The organism is Streptomyces sp. DSM 40750, assembly GCF_024612035.1.
Classification (GTDB): domain Bacteria; phylum Actinomycetota; class Actinomycetes; order Streptomycetales; family Streptomycetaceae; genus Streptomyces.
Genome location: NZ_CP102513.1, coordinates 7492921 through 7508673 on the forward strand (window position 1 = coordinate 7492921; position 15753 = coordinate 7508673).

The following is a 15753-nucleotide window of genomic DNA, read 5'->3' on the forward strand; positions in this document are numbered from 1 at the left end:
GAATGGACTCAGCCCTCCGTGGACTCCACGGCGGCCACAGCCTTCCGCGTCCGGCGACGCGGCGCCGGAGCCTCGGCCGTCTCCTCGGCGGCGGCCGGAACCGCGGCCTTACGCGTACGACGCGGCTTCGTGGCCTGCTCCTCCGTCGGCTGGGCCGGAACCGTGGCCTCGACCGTCGCGGCCGTCTTGCGCGTCCGGCGGCGGGGCTTCGTGGCCTCGACCGTGTCGGCGGCGGCCTCGACGACGGCCTCCGCGGCCTTGCGCGTACGGCGACGGGGCTTGGCCGGAGTCTCGTCCGCCGCCTCGGCGGTCACGGCTTCCGGAGCCTCCACCACGGCGACCGCGGCCTTGCGGGTGCGGCGGCGCGGCTTGGCGTCGGTCGTGCCCTCGGCCGAGTCGAGCACGTCTTCGGCGGTGGGCGCGGCCTCGATCACGGCGTCCGCGGCCTTGCGAGTCCGGCGGCGCGGCTTCGGCGCGGCTTCCTCGGCGACGGCGTCCTCGACCACGCTCTCGACGGCCTCAGCGGCCTTACGGGTGCGGCGGCGCGGCTTCGACGCGGTCTCCTCGGCGGCGGTCTCCTCGACCACGGCCTCGGCGGGTGCGGCGGCCTTGCGGGTGCGGCGGCGCGGCTTGGCCGGGGCCTCGTCCGCTGCCTCGGCGTCGGTCGTGCCCTCGGCCGAGTCGAGCACGTCTTCGGCGGTGGGCGCGGCCTCGACCGCGGCCTCCGCGGCCTTGCGGGTCCGGCGTCGACGAGGCTTGGCAGCCTCCTCGACGGCCTCGGCCGGCTCGACGGGCGTGGCAGCGACGGTCTCGACCACGGCCTCGGCCCGCTCGGCGGGCGTGCTCTCGGCCGTCTCGACTGCGGCTTCCGCAGCGGGGGTCGACCCGGCGCGGGTCCGGCGGCGACGGCGCGGCGTACGGGCCTCGGACTCGGCGGATTCGGTGACCGGCGTCTGCGCGGCCTCCGAGGGTTCCGTGACCGTCGAGGCCTCCGGGGAGACCTCGTCGGCGGTGGCACCACCGCGCGTACGGCGGCGACGACGCGGCGCACGCGCCGGGCGCTCACGCTCGGCGGGCGCCGGGCCGGAGGAACGGCCGCCACGACCGCGCGGACCGCGCCCGCCCGGCTCGCCGAGGTCTTCCAGCTCCTCGGCCTCCAGACCGGCCCGGGTGCGCTCGGAGCGCGGCAGGACGCCCTTCGTACCCGCGGGGATGCTCAGTTCCTCGAAGAGGTGCGGGGAGGTGGAGTACGTCTCCGGCGGGTCGTTGAACCCGAGGTCCAGCGCCTTGTTGATGAGCTGCCAGCGCGGGATGTCGTCCCAGTCGACGAGCGTGATCGCGATGCCCTTGGCACCCGCGCGGCCCGTACGGCCGATGCGGTGCAGGTACGTCTTCTCGTCCTCGGGGGACTGGTAGTTGATGACGTGGGTGACACCCTCGACGTCGATGCCTCGGGCGGCGACGTCGGTGCAGACGAGGACGTCCACCTTGCCGTTGCGGAAGGCGCGCAGGGCCTGCTCGCGGGCGCCCTGGCCGAGGTCGCCGTGGACCGCGCCAGAGGCGAAGCCCCGCTGCTTGAGCTGGTCGGCGAGGTCGGCCGCCGTGCGCTTCGTACGGCAGAAGACCATGACCAGTCCCCGGCCGTCGGCCTGCAGTATGCGCGCGACCAGCTCGGGCTTGTCCATGTTGTGCGCGCGGTAGATGTGCTGCGAGGTGTTCCGGACCGTCGCACCCTCGTCGTCCGGCGCCGTGGCGCGGATGTGGGTCGGCTGGGACATGTAACGGCGGGCCAGACCGATGACCGCGCCCGGCATGGTCGCCGAGAACAGCATCGTCTGGCGGCGGGCCGGAAGCATGTTGATGATCTTCTCGACGTCGGGCAGGAAGCCCAGGTCGAGCATCTCGTCGGCCTCGTCGAGGACCAGACACTTGACGTTCTTCAGGTTCAGCTTCTTCTGGCCCGCGAGATCGAGGAGCCGCCCCGGGGTGCCGATGACGACGTCGACGCCCTTCTTCAGGGCCTCGACCTGGGGCTCGTAGGCGCGGCCGCCGTAGATCGCGGTGACGCGTACGTTGCGCACCTTGCCGGCGGTCAGCAGGTCGTTGGTGACCTGGGTGCACAGCTCGCGGGTGGGGACGACGACGAGCGCCTGCGGGGAGTCGACGAGGTCCTCGGGCTTGGCGCGGCCGGCCTCGACATCGGCGGGGACGACGACGCGCTCGAGGAGCGGGAGGCCGAAGCCCAGCGTCTTGCCGGTGCCGGTCTTGGCCTGGCCGATGACGTCGGAGCCGGAGAGGGCGACCGGGAGCGTCATCTCCTGGATCGGGAAGGGGTTGATGATGCCGACGGCCTCCAGGGCCTCGGCCGTCTCGGGAAAGATTCCGAGATCTCGAAAAGTCGTAGTCAGGGTGCTGCCTCTTCTGTGTACGCGGTGTGAGGCGAGCGCGGGGGTCGTGTCGGACCGTGCCGGGGGACGTCGGCCGCCTCACGGGCGGGCCGTGTGGCACGGGACCACTGCCGACGCTCTAGCGCTCATACCGCTGAGGGGTTCCCTCCGGACGCCGTACGCAGAGTGCCGTACGGAACAAGGAGGGCTGTCGGGTCGGAGCCGATCGGGCCACCGACCGGGCATCCTCATGCGTGCGGCCTGTCGAGATACCGTCGAGCTACGTCGACGTACCAGCAGGCGCATTACCACCATACCCCGGAATCGCGCATATGCGATGGCCGATTTGGTCACGTAGTCGTCGTCACACTGAATGACCAGGCCCTTCCGCCTTGCGGGGAGCGGGCTATTGTGCGCTTCATGACCACGTCTGACAAGCCTGAGAACGCCAGCGGCAGCGAGTCCGCCGACACCGCCGAGGTCACCGGGATCGCCGCCCAGGACTGGGCCCGGGCCTCCGCCGACCCGCAGTACCGTGCCGCGGTCGTGGACCTGCTCGGAGCGCTGGCGTACGGGGAACTGGCGGCGTTCGAACGGCTCGCGGAGGACGCGAAGCTGGCGCCGACCCTCGTCGACAAGGCGGAGCTGGCGAAGATGGCGGCGGCCGAGTTCCACCACTTCGAGAGGCTCCGTGACCGGCTCGCCGAGATCGGCGAGGAGTCGACACGGGCCATGGAACCGTTCGTCGACGCGCTCGACGGCTTCCACAAGCAGACCGCGCCGTCGGACTGGCTGGAGGGGCTCGTCAAGGCGTACGTCGGCGACTCGATCGCCAGTGACTTCTACCGGGAGGTCGCGGCGCACCTCGACTCGGACACGCGCGGGCTGGTGCTCGCCGTGCTCGACGACACGGGGCACGCCGGGTTCGCCGTGGAGAAGGTGCGGGCGGCGATCGACGCGGACCCGCGGCTGGGCGGGCGACTGGCGCTCTGGGCGCGGCGGTTGATGGGGGAGGCGCTGTCGCAGTCGCAGCGGGTGGTGGCCGACCGGGATGCCCTGTCCACCATGTTGGTGGGGGGTGTCGCCGATGGGTTCGATCTGGCCGAGGTGGGGCGCATGTTCTCGCGGATCACTGAGGCGCACACGAAGCGTATGGCTGCGCTGGGCCTCGCGGCCTGAGCTGGGGTGGCCGGTCGCCGTGGGGTGACCTGTCGCCTGGCGGGTGCCGGCTTACCTCGTGGCTGGTCGCGCCGACGCGGCGGAAGCCCCATGGGTGACAGCCCCGCGACCCCTTGATGGGGCATCGCCCCTGTCGAATCGGGCTTCGCCCCTCAATCAAGGGGCGCGGCCTTTCTTACGCCGTCGCTGAGCTGCTGCGTCGAAAACGTTCCGTCGGGCGCAGGAGCAGGGACAGGGAGGCGGCGGCGACGATCAGGGCGCCGGTGAGGATCAGCAGGTAGTTCGCGGAGCCCAGTGCCGTGTGGGTGAGGAAGGCGCCGAAGAGGGCGCCTGCGGTGCCGGTCGGGAGGACCAGGGTCCGGGGCGGCAGGCGGTGCGGGAGCCGGTAGGCGGCGGCGCAGGCGAGGGCGAGCCCCAGGATCGCGGATCCGAGTGCTTCCAAGAACATGATCGGGTTCCCTCCCGCACAGCCTGGCCTGGGCAAATCGGTCGTAGCCGGTACTACCCGCGAGTCGTGGAGCGCAACCATTCTCTGTGCACGAGATGTGGTGGCTCTGTGCGGTTCGGCCATGGGGCCACGAGGGACGGGCGTGCGAAGGGGGCCCGGTGGTGTGAAAAACCACCGGGCCCCCTCGGTACGCCTCTTGTGCCTCTTGACTACAGCGCGCTGAAGCCCACCTTGCGGACGGCCGACTCGCCGATGTCGACGTAGGCGAGACGGTCGGCCGGGATCAGGACCTTGCGGCCGTGCTCGTCCGTGAGGCTCAGCAGCGCCGACTTGCCGGTCAGCGCCTCGGCAACGGCACGCTCGACCTCCTCGGCACTCTGACCGCTCTCCAGAACGATCTCGCGGGGCGCGTGCTGCACGCCGATCTTGACCTCCACGGCTATGTCCCTCCGACGGTCAGTGAAATGCGCGGGCTTCCGCGCCGTACGCAGCACACATTAGCCCGGTGAGGGGATGTACACGTTCCGCGCGAGAACGCCAGGAGCGAACAGAACGCGGGAACAAAACCCCGGACCAGGGCCGCGTCGCGGTCACCGGTCCGGGGTTGTGCGCGCTCAGTGGTGGTCGATGCCGTGCAGGGGGAAGCCGGCGATGCCGCGCCAGGCCAGCGAGGCCAGCAGCTGGACCGCCTCCTCGCGCGGGACGCTGCGGTCGCTGTGCAGCCAGGAGCGCGCCACCACCTGGGCGAGGCCACCCAGGCCCGAGGCGAGGAGCATCGACTCCGCGCGCGACAGGCCGGTGTCCTCGGCGATGACGTCGCGGATGGCCTCGGCGCACTCGTTGGTGACCTTGTCGACACGCTCGCGCACGGCGGGCTCGTTCGTCAGGTCCGACTCGAAGACCAGCCGGAAGGCGCCGCCCTCGTCCTCGACGTACGCGAAGTAGGCGTCCATGGTGGCCCGGACGCGCTGCTTGTTGTCGGTCGTCGACGCGAGTGCGCCGCGTACGGCCTGGATGAGTGACTCGCAGTGCTGGTCCAGCAGGGCCAGATAGAGGTCGAGCTTGCCGGGGAAGTGCTGGTAGAGCACCGGTTTGCTGACTCCGGCGCGTTCGGCGATGTCGTCCATCGCGGCCGAGTGGTACCCCTGGGCCACGAAGACTTCCTGGGCGGCGCCCAGCAACTGGTTCCGTCGGGCTCGGCGCGGCAGGCGTGTGCCCCGCGGGCGCGCTGCCTCTGTCTGCTCGATGGCTGTCACGCCGCCTCCCAAATCGTCCACATGCGGTGTGCGCCGCGCCGCCATCGTACTTTTCGGTAACCCGGGTGTGCGCGGTGCGAGCGCAGAATTTCACGGACCGGACGCCGGGGAAAGTGCCGCGGACCACGTCAAACGGGGGCAGGGCGGACAGAAGGAAGCCCTTTCTCGTCACCGATCGCCGTTTTTCGCGTCACCGGTCGTCGTCCCTGGTGAGGGCCGGGTTACCGGTAGTCGTCCTCGTCGATCGAGACGACGCGGGCCTGTTCCGCCAGGTCGGCCTCGTTGGCCGCGTCCCGGTCGGCGTCGGTCAGCGGGTCGTCCCGGTCCGGGGTGACGTCCGTGTGCTGCTCGGCGGCATCGGCCTCGGGGGCCTCGACGTCGTCGATCTCCACGGATTCCTCCTCGACGAAGGTGTCGGGATCGCTCGGGTCAACGGCCATCGTGGGTTCCCCTTCCTGGTGGTGCCCTGGTACCGCCAGAACGTCCCTGAAGGCGGCAGGGGCCACATACGGGTGCCCTCGGGTGCCCTGGATATGAGCCTAGGAGACAGCCGATCGTGGCGCTATGCGGTCCGGCGTGATCCGGCGGTGGCCGGTCCGGATTTCCGGTACCCCGCGACAAGTGGCCGATATGTGGCGCGATCTGTGACGGCGAACACATGAGCCACTGCGTGATCGTCTCGTAACATTGCCGCATGTCTTCGACCCAGCCGCCGTCCCTGCTGACCGCCACCGCGTCGCCGAAGGCGAGTGCCGTGCGCGTGGCGCCCGGCGAGCGGCTGAGGTCGGTCCGGCTGCCGGGGATCACTCTGTCGGTGCGGTCGAGACCGCCGGCGCGTGAGGGACTGCCGCCCGCCCTGTTCGTGCACGGCCTGGGCGGTTCCTCGCAGAACTGGTCCGCGCTGATGCCGCTGCTCGACGGGCTCGTGGCCGGCGAGGCACTCGATCTGCCCGGTTTCGGCGACTCGCCGCCGCCGGACGACGGCAACTACTCCGTCACGGGACACGCGCGCGCGGTCATCCGTTACCTGGACTCCACCGGGCGCGGCCCCGTGCACCTTTTCGGCAACTCCCTCGGCGGCGCGATCACCACCCGTGTCGCCGCCCTGCGCCCCGACCTCGTCCGCACCCTGACCCTCGTGTCGCCCGCCCTGCCGGAGCTCCTCGTGCAGCGCACCGCCGTGCCCACCGCGATGCTCGCGCTACCGGGCATGTCGGCACTCTTCACCCGCTTCACCAGGGGCTGGAGCGCCGAGCAGCGCGTACGGGGCGTCACGGCGCTCTGCTACGGCGACCCCGGCCGCGTCACGGAGGAGGGTTTCCGCAATGCCGTGGAGGAGATGGAGCGGCGCCTCCAACTGCCGTACATGTGGGATGCGTTGACGCGGTCCGCCCGCGGGCTCGTGGACGCGTACACCCTGGGCGGACAGCACTCGCTCTGGCGCCAGGCCGAGCGCGTCCTCGCGCCGACGCTCCTCGTCTACGGCCGCCGCGACCAGCTCGTCGGCTACCGCATGGCCCAGCGCGCCGCCCGTACCTTCCGTGACTCGCGTCTCGTCTCCCTGCCGGACGCGGGGCATGTGGCGATGATGGAGTACCCGGAGGCGGTCGCCTCGGCGTTCCGTGTACTGCTCGCGGATACGGGCAACCCGAGCGGCAGCGCGGATTCGGCGTCGCTGCGTCCGGGGGATTCGGGGGATTGGGAGTCGGGTGCGGATGCGCATTCGGCTTCGGTGGGTCCGGCTTCGGCGTCGGTGGGTTCGTTTTCGACTTCCGTGGGTTCGGCTTCGGCCTCGGTGGCTTCGGCTTCGGTCGGTGTGTCGAGTGAGGGTGGTCTGGTGCGCGGACGCGGTTCGGCTGCCGCCGACGGTGATGAATCGGCCTCGGACGGGCCTCCGACGGCCTCTCCCGGTGGGGGGAGCTGAGGCGCGGCGTGGGACGGCACAGCCGTAAGGGGCGGGCGCCGAAAGGCGACACGAACGAAGTAGGAGAAACCGGGACGGCGACGTCCGCCGGGTCGGACGACCGTGGATCGGCGACGCCGCGAACACCGGGGGCCCAGGGGGCTCCGCGTGCGAATGGGGCGGCGCCTTGGGACGCCAGGGGCGCACCGGCTCCGGCGGCAGGGGTGCGGTCGCCGGGTGGTCCTCCGCCGCCCCGCAGATACGACGGGACTCCGGGCCAGAGGATGCCACGGGTCACCGGCGGTGCGCCTGGGCGAGAGGGCCCGCGTTTCCCCGACGGCACGCCGGCGCACGGTTTCCCTCGCCTTCCTGGCGGCACGCCGGCCCAGGGGATGCCGCGTCTCCCCGACGGCACGCCCGCGCACGGCTTCCCCCGGCCTCCCGACGGCACCCCGCCCCGCGGTTTCCCCCCGAGCCGTGGTGGTCACCCCGAGCAGCGTGAAGGGGGCGGGGGCTGGGGGCAATTGGGTGGTGGTGGACGGCAGACGGGTGCCGGACACGGCGTGGCGCAGGGGGCTCCCGCGGGGGCCCCCTATGGTGTGCCGGGCGAGGCGGCTTCCCCCGGCGCCTCGTACGGCGTGCCTCCCGAGCGTTCCGGCCGCCGCGTCCCCGTTCCCCGGCAGCGGCAGGAGACCATGCCCCCCGGTGGCCCCCGCCAGACCTATCTGGACGCCTTCGACGAGGTCGACGACGTCTTCGCACCCGGCCGGACACATCGTGTCGCGCCGGATGCCGAGGCCGACGGCCAGGTCGAGGTGGCTCTCGAAGAGAAGCCGCTGCAAGAGCAGCCGCTGCAAGAGATGGCTCTGCAAGAGAAGCCACTGCGCGATGAGCCCGAGGTCGCGGAGACCGCGAAGGGCGGCAAGGGGCGGGCGTTCGCCGGGATCGCCGCCGCCGCGGTCACGACCGTGCTGGCGGTCGTCGTGGGCGGGCAGGTGGTCGGCGGGGAGGACGGCACCGCCACACAGCCGCAGGCCGCCGACGCCGGTGAGCGTGCTGTGCGCGACGCCTCGCGCAGCGACAGCCGGCCCACGCAGTCCAGTCGGCCGAGCCCGAGCGCGACCCCGCTGTCGTACGACGAGAAGATGGGCACGAAGTACGCGCTCGCCGCGGACCTGGAAGGAAACGGGGAGTTCGAGGCGGTCAAGGGCTTCGACAGGGGGCCGGGGACGGGCCAGAAGTACCGCTACCGGGTCGACGTCGAGAAGGGGCTCGGGCTGGACGCGGAGCTGTTCGCCGAGGCCGTGCAGAAGACCCTGAACGACGACCGGAGTTGGGCCCACAGTGGCGGCCGGACGTTCGAGCGGATCTCCTCCGGGACGCCCGATTTCGTGATCACACTGGCCAGCCCGGGTACCACCGCGGTCTGGTGCGCCAAGTCGGGGCTCGACACGACCGTGGACAACGTGTCCTGCGATTCGGCCGCCACCGAACGCGTGATGATCAACGCGTACCGCTGGGCCCAGGGTTCGAAGACGTACGGCGATCAGATCCACGCGTACCGGCAGATGCTGATCAACCACGAGATCGGTCACCGCCTCGGCAACCGCCATGAGACCTGCGACAAGGACGGCGAACTCGCGCCCGTCATGCAGCAGCAGAGCAAGTTCCTCACCTACGGCGGGATCACGTGCAAAGCCAATCCCTGGCCGTTCCCCGGGAGTTGACGGGACTCCACCCGGCGATCTGACGGGGCGTAGCCGATCGATCCCTTAGCGCGACAAAACGCGTCCCGCTAGGGAAAGTTACGACCGTTCACCCCTTTTGGTGGCGCGATGGACAACCGTCCGTCGCGCCACCGCCTTGTCCGCATACGTTCGTCCCGCTGCGAGCCGCCGGGTGAACGGCGGCTCCCAAACGGGAGATCGGGGGTGCACGCGTGCGTATCGGACTGCTTACGGAGGGTGGCTATCCGTATGTGAGCGGTGACGCCAGGCTCTGGTGCGACCGACTCGTACGTGGGCTGGAGCGACACGAGTTCGACATCTACGCGCTCAGCCGGAGCGAGCGGCAGGAGGACGAGGGCTGGATCCCACTGCCGCCGCAGGTCAGCCGGGTCCGTACGGCACCACTGTGGACGGCCGGGGATGACGGGGTCGTCCATGGCCGCCGGGCGCGACGGCGCTTCGCGGAGGCATACGGCGAACTGGCGGCGGCCGTGTGCTCGGGGGGAGTTGGCGGGGTGGCCGGTGTCGCCGGGTTGCTCGGCGGGCCGAGGGCATCCGCGGCCGGTGGGGCGGACGGGGTCGGGGGAACTTCCGAGGGCGGTTCCGACGCTGAGGCGGACCGTTTCGGCAATGCGCTGTACGGACTTGCCGAACTGGCCCGTGACGAGGGCGGGCTGGTGGGCGCACTGCGCTCCGAGGTCGCCGTGCGCACGCTTGAGCGGGCTTGTCGCGCGCCGGGCGCACTGCGAGGGGCGCGCGAGGCTCGTGTACCGGATCTACTGACGGTCGCCTCACACCTCGAACGCGCACTGCGCCCCCTCTCACTCGACTGGTACGAGGACGACGGGCTCGGCTCGGTCGACCTGTGCCACGCGGCGGCCGGCGGCTCGGCAGCTCTGCCCGGGCTGCTGGCCCGTCACTTCCACGGGGTGCCCCTGCTGGTCACCGAGTACGGCGTGCCGCTGCGGGCGCACTACCTCGGGGCCTCGGGCGAGGCGCCGGTGCGCGCCCTGCTCGCGGCCTTCCACCGGCGGCTGACCGCCGAGGTCTACCGGCAGGCCGCCTGCCTCACCCCCGGCAACACCCACGCCCGGCGCTGGCAGGAGCGCTGCGGCGCCGACCGCGCCAGGATCCGCACGGTCTACCCGGGCATGAACGCCGCCCGCTTCGCGGAGGTGGGTGAGTCGCCGGAGTGCGCGGATCCGCACACGCTGGTGTGGGTCGGCCGCATCGAACCCGCCAAGGACCTGATCTCCCTGCTGCATGCCTTCGCCGAGATCCGCCGGGCCGAGCCCAAGGCGCGGCTCAGGATCGTCGGAGCGGTCACAGGTACCGAGGCGGCCGCCTATCTGGGCCACTGCAAGGCACTGGCCGCACAGCTCTTCCCCGACGAGGCGGACGGTGCCCACGCGGTCGGCGACAACCCCGTCTCCTTCGAGGAGATCGGCGACCCGGCCGTCCCCGACCTGGCTGAGGCGTATGCGGCGGGTGCCGTGGTCGTGTTGTCGAGCGTCGTCGAGGGCTTCCCGATCAGCCTGGTCGAGGCCATGTTCTGCGCCCGGCCGACGGTCTCCACGGATGTGGGCGCGGTCGTCGAGGTCATCGGCGGCACCGGGCTCGTCGTCCCACCACGCAATCCGCGGGCGCTCGCCGCTGCGTGCGTGGCGCTGCTGCGCGAACCCGAGCGCCGCGCGCGCCTCGGCGCGGCCGCCCGCGCACGCGCCCTCGAACTCTTCACCGTCGAGCAGAACGTCGCGGCATTTCGTGGCATCTATCTGGAGGTCGTCTCCCACGCTCCGGTACGCAAGGTCGTCCTCGACGACACCGGCGACCCTCTGCCCTTCGGAGCCCCCGCCGAGGCCCATGTACCCGGCCGCTGGACCGAGTCCCGGCCGGTGGCGGGGGGTCTGGGAGTGGCCGGTGTTGCCGGTGTGGCAGGAGTCGCCGGTGTCGCGGGGCCCGGTGGGGTCGTTGCCGATCGGCCCCGCTGGGCCGTCGGCACGCCGGTGCGGGCCACGACCCCGCTGCGGGCCACGGGGTCGGTCCCGGTCGCGCCGCCGGGACCGGGCTCGACATCTGTCACTGGTTCGGCTCCGGATTCGACATCTGCTCGGGCTGCGGGGACGTCTCCGGGCGCGGCGGCCGGGGAGCCGGTGCCTGCGGGAGAGGGGGCGCGATGAGCGAGTTGAAGCTGGATGGGCTGGACCGCTCGGACAGGCTGGACGGCGTGGACGGGATGGACCGCTCGGACGGACTGGGCGGATTGGGCGGACCGGACGAGCCGGGTGCGTCGCGTGAGCCGGGTGGGCTGAGCAGGCCGGGTGCGTCGCGTGAGCCCGGTGAGCTGAGCAGGCCGGGTGCGTCGCATGAGCCGGGTGGGCTGAGCAGGCCGGGTGAGCGGGAGCTGTCGCGTGGCACCGGCGCCGAGACCTTGACCATGTCACCACCGCGTGCCACGGATTCGCCGGGCCTTCCCGCCCCTCGGGGCGCCATGGCTTCGCCGGACCCGCTGGCACCGGGGAATGTCACCGCCCCACCCGACCCCGTGGCCATCCCCCGGCCGGTCGACGACGCCCTCACCGCAGCCACCCCCGAGCCCGCACCCCGACGCGGTGCCGTCGACCCGGTGAAGGCCCTGATGCACCGGCACCGGGAGCTCTGCGAGCGGGCGGTCGACCCCTTGGAGATCGCCGCCGGCCTGGAGGCGCACGGTGTGACCGACCGCACGGCGGCCCGTTTCCGGCACCGGGACGTGTTCTCGCTGGCCGAGGAGATGTACGCGCGCGTGTCGCGTGAAGGGGAGGAATCCACGGAGCGCGGGCCGGTGCCGAGTGCGCCCGGCGCGCGCGGCGGATGGGCCGTGCTCGCCCTGCTGCCGGGCGCCCTGTGCGCGGCAGCTGTGACGGGAGTACGGGTCACCGACGGCCAACCCCGCCTCGTGACCGCCACCTTCGGCGCCCTCGCGGTGGCGCTCGGCCTGCGCGTGGCCCTCGGGCGGGGCCCGCTGCGCACCCCGCCCGGCACCACGAGCCGTACCCGCGTCTGGACCTGCTGGCTGATCGCGTACGCCCTCCTCGGTGACGGCCTGCTCGCCGCCGGTCTCGACGGCGGCCCTCACGGCCCCTGGCCCCTGGCCACCGCTCCTGTACTCGCCCTCACCCTGGCCTGCGCCCCCGCCACCTGGTGCGCCCACCTCCTCTCCGTACGCGCCCGCCGCAAACTCGCCGCCAGCCGCGGGCTCGCGGAGTTCGCCGACTCCATGAAGCCCCTGATCCTCGGCGTGTTCGCGCTGCACCTCTGCGCCCTGGCCGCCCTGCTCTCGTTGTGCGGCGCGGTCCTGGACGAGTCCGCCGGGTACGCCGGAGCCGGCGCCCTCGGTGCACTCCTGCTACTCGCCCGCCTCCTCACCGCGCACGGCTTCACCCACGCCCCGGCCGTCGCCCTCCGCACGGCCGCCCTGACCGAGGCGATCGCGTTGGCCACGGTCTTCGCGAGTCGTCTGCCCGGCTGCTCCTCCCTGGCCGCCGCCGTCGAGACGGTCGTAGGCGCCCGGGGGCCCGGTGCCATCCCCGCTCTCGTGTGCGGCGCCACCGCGCTCGTCCTGCTCGTCCATGTCATCCGCACGTTGACCCGGGCCTCGGCCCACGCCCTGCCTTCCGGGGAGACCTGACCCCACCTCGGCCTTCGCCACAGCGGTCGCACACCGCCGTGCGAAGCCCGAGCCCGACCGATACGTGGGACCTCGGTCCCGCGCATCTCCTCCCGCGGGGCCGACACCGCGGGCCCACCTCATCACCCACGGCACCACCCCATAAGGAGAACGCCAGATGATCACCTCCCGAACCGGAGAGCCCGCCCCGGGAGCCGCCCGATGAGGGTCCTGCTGATCGGAGCCAACGGATATCTCGGCCGCTTCGTCGCCGAACGCCTGCTCGCCGACCCGGCCGTACAGCTCACCGCACTCGGCCGAGGCGACGACGCCGACGTACGGTTCGACCTCGCCACCGGCAGCCCCGGCGCGCTCACCCGCTTCCTGGACGCCGTCCACCCCGGAGTCGTCGTCAACTGCGCCGGAGCCACCCGCGGCGGTGCCCGCGAACTCACCCGGCACAACACCGTCGCCGTCGCCACCGTCTGCGAGGCCCTGCGCCGCAGCGGCTGCGGGGCGCGCCTGGTGCAGATCGGCTGCGGCGCCGAGTACGGGCCCAGCCAGCCCGGCTCCTCCACCGCGGAGGACGCCGTGCCCCGCCCCGGCGGCCCCTACGGCGTGAGCAAACTCGCCGCCACCGAACTCGTCCTCGGCTCCGGCCTGGACGCGGTGGTCCTCCGCGTCTTCTCGCCTGCCGGACCAGGCACCCCCGCCGGCTCCCCGCTCGGCCGCCTCGCCGAGGCCATGCGCCGCGCCATGCAGTCCGGCGACGGCGAACTCAAACTCGCCGGCCTCGGCGTCCAGCGCGACTTCGTCGACGTACGCGATGTCGCCCGCGCCGTCCACGCCGCCTCGCTCTCCGCCGCCCAGGGAGTGATCAACATCGGCTCGGGCCGCGCCGTGCGCCTCCGCGACGCGGCGGCCGTCCTCGCCCGCGTGGCCGGCTACGGCGGCGCCCTCCACGAACTCGACGCCCCGCCCGGCCCCCTCAGGCCCGCCATCGGTCACCCCCGCCCCGACCCGGACAACGTCGCCCCCGTCTCCTACCCCTACCCGGACGGCTGCGGCAGCTGGCAGCAGGCCGATGTGCGCACCGCCCGCGACCGGCTCGGCTGGCGGCCCCGGATCAACCTCGAGGAGTCCCTCGCCGACATCTGGATGGAGGCGGCATGCCGTATCTGACCCCCGCCCCATCCGGTGTCGCGAGCACCGGCTTAAGCCACGGTTTCGGCATCCCCGGCTATGCCCACCCCCTCGTCGCCTCCTTGGAATGGGGCGGACTCACCCGCCCCGGAACCCCGCTGCACTGGGTCGTCCTGAATGTCTCCGACGGCCCCGGCATCCGCCCCGACCCACACTGCCTGGGCGCCGCCGGACGGCTGCGGAACGCGGGCATCCGGGTCCTCGGCCACCTGGACGTCACATATGGGGCACGCGCCCTCGCCGAAACCGCCTCCGACGCACGCCGCTATCTCGACTGGTACCAGGTCGACGGCTTTCTCCTGGACCGCTGCCCCACCGAGCGCAGCGCCCTGACCGAGGTCCACCGCACGGTCACCGTGCTCCGCGCGCTCCTCGGCGGCGGCCACATCGTCCTCGGCCATGGCGCCCACCCGTATCCCGGATATGCCGAGATCGCCGATCAACTGGTGACCTTCTCCGGGCCTTGGAGCGACTACCGCTGGTCGCAGGTGGCCGAGTGGACCGCCGGCCATCCGCCCGAGCGCTTCTGCCACTTCGTCCACGGTGTCCCGCGCGGCCACCTCGACGAGGCGCTGCGCATCGCCCGCTGGCAGGGCGCCGCCACGATCTACTTCACCGACCGCACGGACCGCGACGGCCGGACCGCCCCCTGGGAGACGCTGCCCGGTTACTGGGACGAAATCGTCTCGCTGGTTGGAACGGGTGTCTCGGAATGAAAAAGGGCGTGGCAGTGTTACGCGGAGAACAACCGTAGTGATTGACCGACCAACGGAGTCCCCGTGTCGCTGCCACCCCTGGTCGAGCCCGCTTCCGAGCTCACCGTAGACGAGGTCCGCAGGTACTCCCGCCACCTGATCATCCCCGATGTCGGGATGGACGGGCAGAAGCGGCTGAAGAACGCCAAGGTGCTCTGTGTGGGCGCCGGCGGCCTGGGCTCGCCGGCGCTGATGTACCTGGCCGCGGCGGGCGTCGGGACGCTCGGCATCGTGGAGTTCGACGAGGTCGACGAGTCGAACCTGCAGCGCCAGATCATCCACAGCCAGGCCGACATCGGCCGCTCCAAGGCCGAGTCCGCCCGCGACTCCGTCGTCGGCATCAACCCGTACGTGAACGTGATCCTCCACGAAGAGCGGCTCGAGGCCGAGAACGTGATGGACATCTTCAGCCAGTACGACCTGATCGTCGACGGCACGGACAACTTCGCGACCCGTTACCTGGTCAACGACGCGGCCGTGCTGCTGAACAAGCCGTACGTCTGGGGCTCGATCTACCGCTTCGACGGCCAGGCCTCCGTCTTCTGGTCCGAGCACGGCCCCTGCTACCGCTGCCTCTACCCGGAGCCCCCGCCGCCGGGCATGGTCCCCTCCTGCGCCGAGGGCGGCGTCCTCGGTGTGCTGTGCGCGTCCATCGGCTCCATCCAGGTCACCGAGGCCATCAAGGTCCTCACCGGCACGGGCGAGCCCCTGGTCGGGCGTCTGATGATCTACGACGCCCTGGAGATGCAGTATCGCCAGGTCAAGGTCCGCAAGGACCCGAACTGCGCGGTCTGCGGCGAGAACCCCACCGTCACGGAGCTCATCGATTACGAGGCCTTCTGTGGCGTCGTCTCCGAGGAGGCCCAAGAGGCGGCCGCCGGCTCGACGATCACTCCCAAGCAGCTCAAGGAGTGGATCGACGACGGCGAGAACATCGAGATCATCGACGTTCGCGAGATCAACGAGTACGAGATCGTCTCCATTCCGGGCGCCAAGCTGATCCCGAAGAACGAGTTCCTCATGGGCACCGCCCTGGAGGCCCTCCCGCAGGACAAGAAGATCGTCCTGCACTGCAAGACGGGTGTCCGCAGTGCGGAAGTCCTCGCGGTCCTGAAGTCGGCGGGCTTCGCCGACGCGGTCCACGTCGGCGGCGGCGTGATCGGCTGGGTCCACCAGATCGAGCCGGACAAGCCGGTCTACTAGACACAGGCCTTCCAGGAAGGGGCTCGGCACCGCGGGTGCCGGG

At 71.9% G+C, this 15753-nt stretch carries 13 protein-coding genes; 8 read left to right on the plus strand and 5 right to left on the minus strand.

The features are described from left to right. Nucleotides 1-8: 8 nt before the first annotated feature. The gene (locus JIX55_RS33480) at nucleotides 9-2315 is read right to left on the minus strand and encodes a DEAD/DEAH box helicase (protein WP_257566961.1); all 2307 of its coding nucleotides are present in this window, start codon (nucleotides 2313-2315) and stop codon (nucleotides 9-11) included. A 483-nt stretch (nucleotides 2316-2798) separates the two neighbouring features. Here JIX55_RS33480 and JIX55_RS33485 point away from each other — a divergent pair, with 483 nt between their 5' ends. Further along, a complete protein-coding gene (locus tag JIX55_RS33485) occupies nucleotides 2799-3566 on the plus strand; it encodes a ferritin-like domain-containing protein (protein WP_257566963.1) in 768 nt (255 codons plus the stop codon). Nucleotides 3567-3741: 175 nt separating this feature from the next. On the opposite strand, the gene JIX55_RS33490 is transcribed toward JIX55_RS33485, so the two are convergent. The 4 genes from JIX55_RS33490 to JIX55_RS33505 form a co-directional block, all read right to left on the minus strand. Beyond that, the gene (locus JIX55_RS33490) at nucleotides 3742-4014 is read right to left on the minus strand and encodes a hypothetical protein (RefSeq protein ID WP_257566964.1); all 273 of its coding nucleotides are present in this window, start codon (nucleotides 4012-4014) and stop codon (nucleotides 3742-3744) included. Nucleotides 4015-4223: 209 nt separating this feature from the next. Continuing rightward, nucleotides 4224-4451, minus strand: a complete 228-nt coding sequence (locus JIX55_RS33495) for a DUF3107 domain-containing protein (protein ID WP_005480533.1) — start codon at nucleotides 4449-4451, stop codon at nucleotides 4224-4226. A gap of 177 nt (nucleotides 4452-4628) precedes the next feature. Next, a complete protein-coding gene (locus JIX55_RS33500; protein WP_257566965.1) occupies nucleotides 4629-5270 on the minus strand; it encodes a TetR/AcrR family transcriptional regulator in 642 nt (213 codons plus the stop codon). A gap of 221 nt (nucleotides 5271-5491) precedes the next feature. Next, nucleotides 5492-5710: a hypothetical protein gene (locus JIX55_RS33505; RefSeq protein WP_257566966.1), complete on the minus strand. Its 219-nt coding sequence runs from the start codon at nucleotides 5708-5710 to the stop codon at nucleotides 5492-5494. A 254-nt stretch (nucleotides 5711-5964) separates the two neighbouring features. Between JIX55_RS33505 and JIX55_RS33510 the strand changes: the two genes are divergently transcribed. The 7 genes from JIX55_RS33510 (at nucleotide 5965) to moeZ (ending at nucleotide 15710) form a co-directional block, all read left to right on the plus strand. After that, entirely contained in the window at nucleotides 5965-7194 is a 1230-nt protein-coding gene (locus tag JIX55_RS33510; RefSeq protein WP_257566967.1) for an alpha/beta fold hydrolase, read from the plus strand. Nucleotides 7195-7202: 8 nt separating this feature from the next. After that, nucleotides 7203-8900, plus strand: coding sequence for a DUF3152 domain-containing protein (locus JIX55_RS33515; RefSeq protein WP_257566968.1), 1698 nt, complete (start codon nucleotides 7203-7205; stop codon nucleotides 8898-8900). 212 nt (nucleotides 8901-9112) lie between these two features. Then, a complete protein-coding gene (locus JIX55_RS33520) occupies nucleotides 9113-11080 on the plus strand; it encodes a DUF3492 domain-containing protein (protein ID WP_257566969.1) in 1968 nt (655 codons plus the stop codon). Continuing rightward, nucleotides 11077-12570, plus strand: a complete 1494-nt coding sequence (locus JIX55_RS33525; RefSeq protein WP_257566970.1) for a hypothetical protein — start codon at nucleotides 11077-11079, stop codon at nucleotides 12568-12570. The genes JIX55_RS33520 and JIX55_RS33525 overlap by 4 nt, the downstream gene beginning before the upstream one ends. Nucleotides 12571-12771: 201 nt before the next feature. Beyond that, nucleotides 12772-13731: an NAD-dependent epimerase/dehydratase family protein gene (locus JIX55_RS33530; RefSeq protein ID WP_257566971.1), complete on the plus strand. Its 960-nt coding sequence runs from the start codon at nucleotides 12772-12774 to the stop codon at nucleotides 13729-13731. Continuing rightward, nucleotides 13719-14468 carry a spherulation-specific family 4 protein gene (locus tag JIX55_RS33535; protein WP_257566972.1) on the plus strand — a complete coding sequence of 250 codons (750 nt, stop codon included), beginning with the start codon at nucleotides 13719-13721 and terminating at the stop codon, nucleotides 14466-14468. The genes JIX55_RS33530 and JIX55_RS33535 overlap by 13 nt, the downstream gene beginning before the upstream one ends. Nucleotides 14469-14531: 63 nt before the next feature. Beyond that, the gene (moeZ, locus tag JIX55_RS33540) at nucleotides 14532-15710 is read left to right on the plus strand and encodes an adenylyltransferase/sulfurtransferase MoeZ (RefSeq protein ID WP_257566973.1); all 1179 of its coding nucleotides are present in this window, start codon (nucleotides 14532-14534) and stop codon (nucleotides 15708-15710) included. The last annotated feature ends 43 nt before the right edge of the window (nucleotides 15711-15753 follow it).

Coding starts and splice junctions, on each gene's coding strand:
- JIX55_RS33525 (WP_257566970.1), top strand. CDS start 11,077: ATGAGCGAGTTGAAGCTGGATGGGCTGGACCGCTCGGACAGGCTGGAC.
- JIX55_RS33530 (WP_257566971.1), top strand. CDS start 12,772: ATGAGGGTCCTGCTGATCGGAGCCAACGGATATCTCGGCCGCTTCGTC.
- JIX55_RS33535 (WP_257566972.1), top strand. CDS start 13,719: ATGCCGTATCTGACCCCCGCCCCATCCGGTGTCGCGAGCACCGGCTTA.
- JIX55_RS33490 (WP_257566964.1), bottom strand. CDS start 4,014: ATGTTCTTGGAAGCACTCGGATCCGCGATCCTGGGGCTCGCCCTCGCC.
- JIX55_RS33480 (WP_257566961.1), bottom strand. CDS start 2,315: ATGACGCTCCCGGTCGCCCTCTCCGGCTCCGACGTCATCGGCCAGGCC.
- JIX55_RS33505 (WP_257566966.1), bottom strand. CDS start 5,710: ATGGCCGTTGACCCGAGCGATCCCGACACCTTCGTCGAGGAGGAATCC.
- JIX55_RS33510 (WP_257566967.1), top strand. CDS start 5,965: ATGTCTTCGACCCAGCCGCCGTCCCTGCTGACCGCCACCGCGTCGCCG.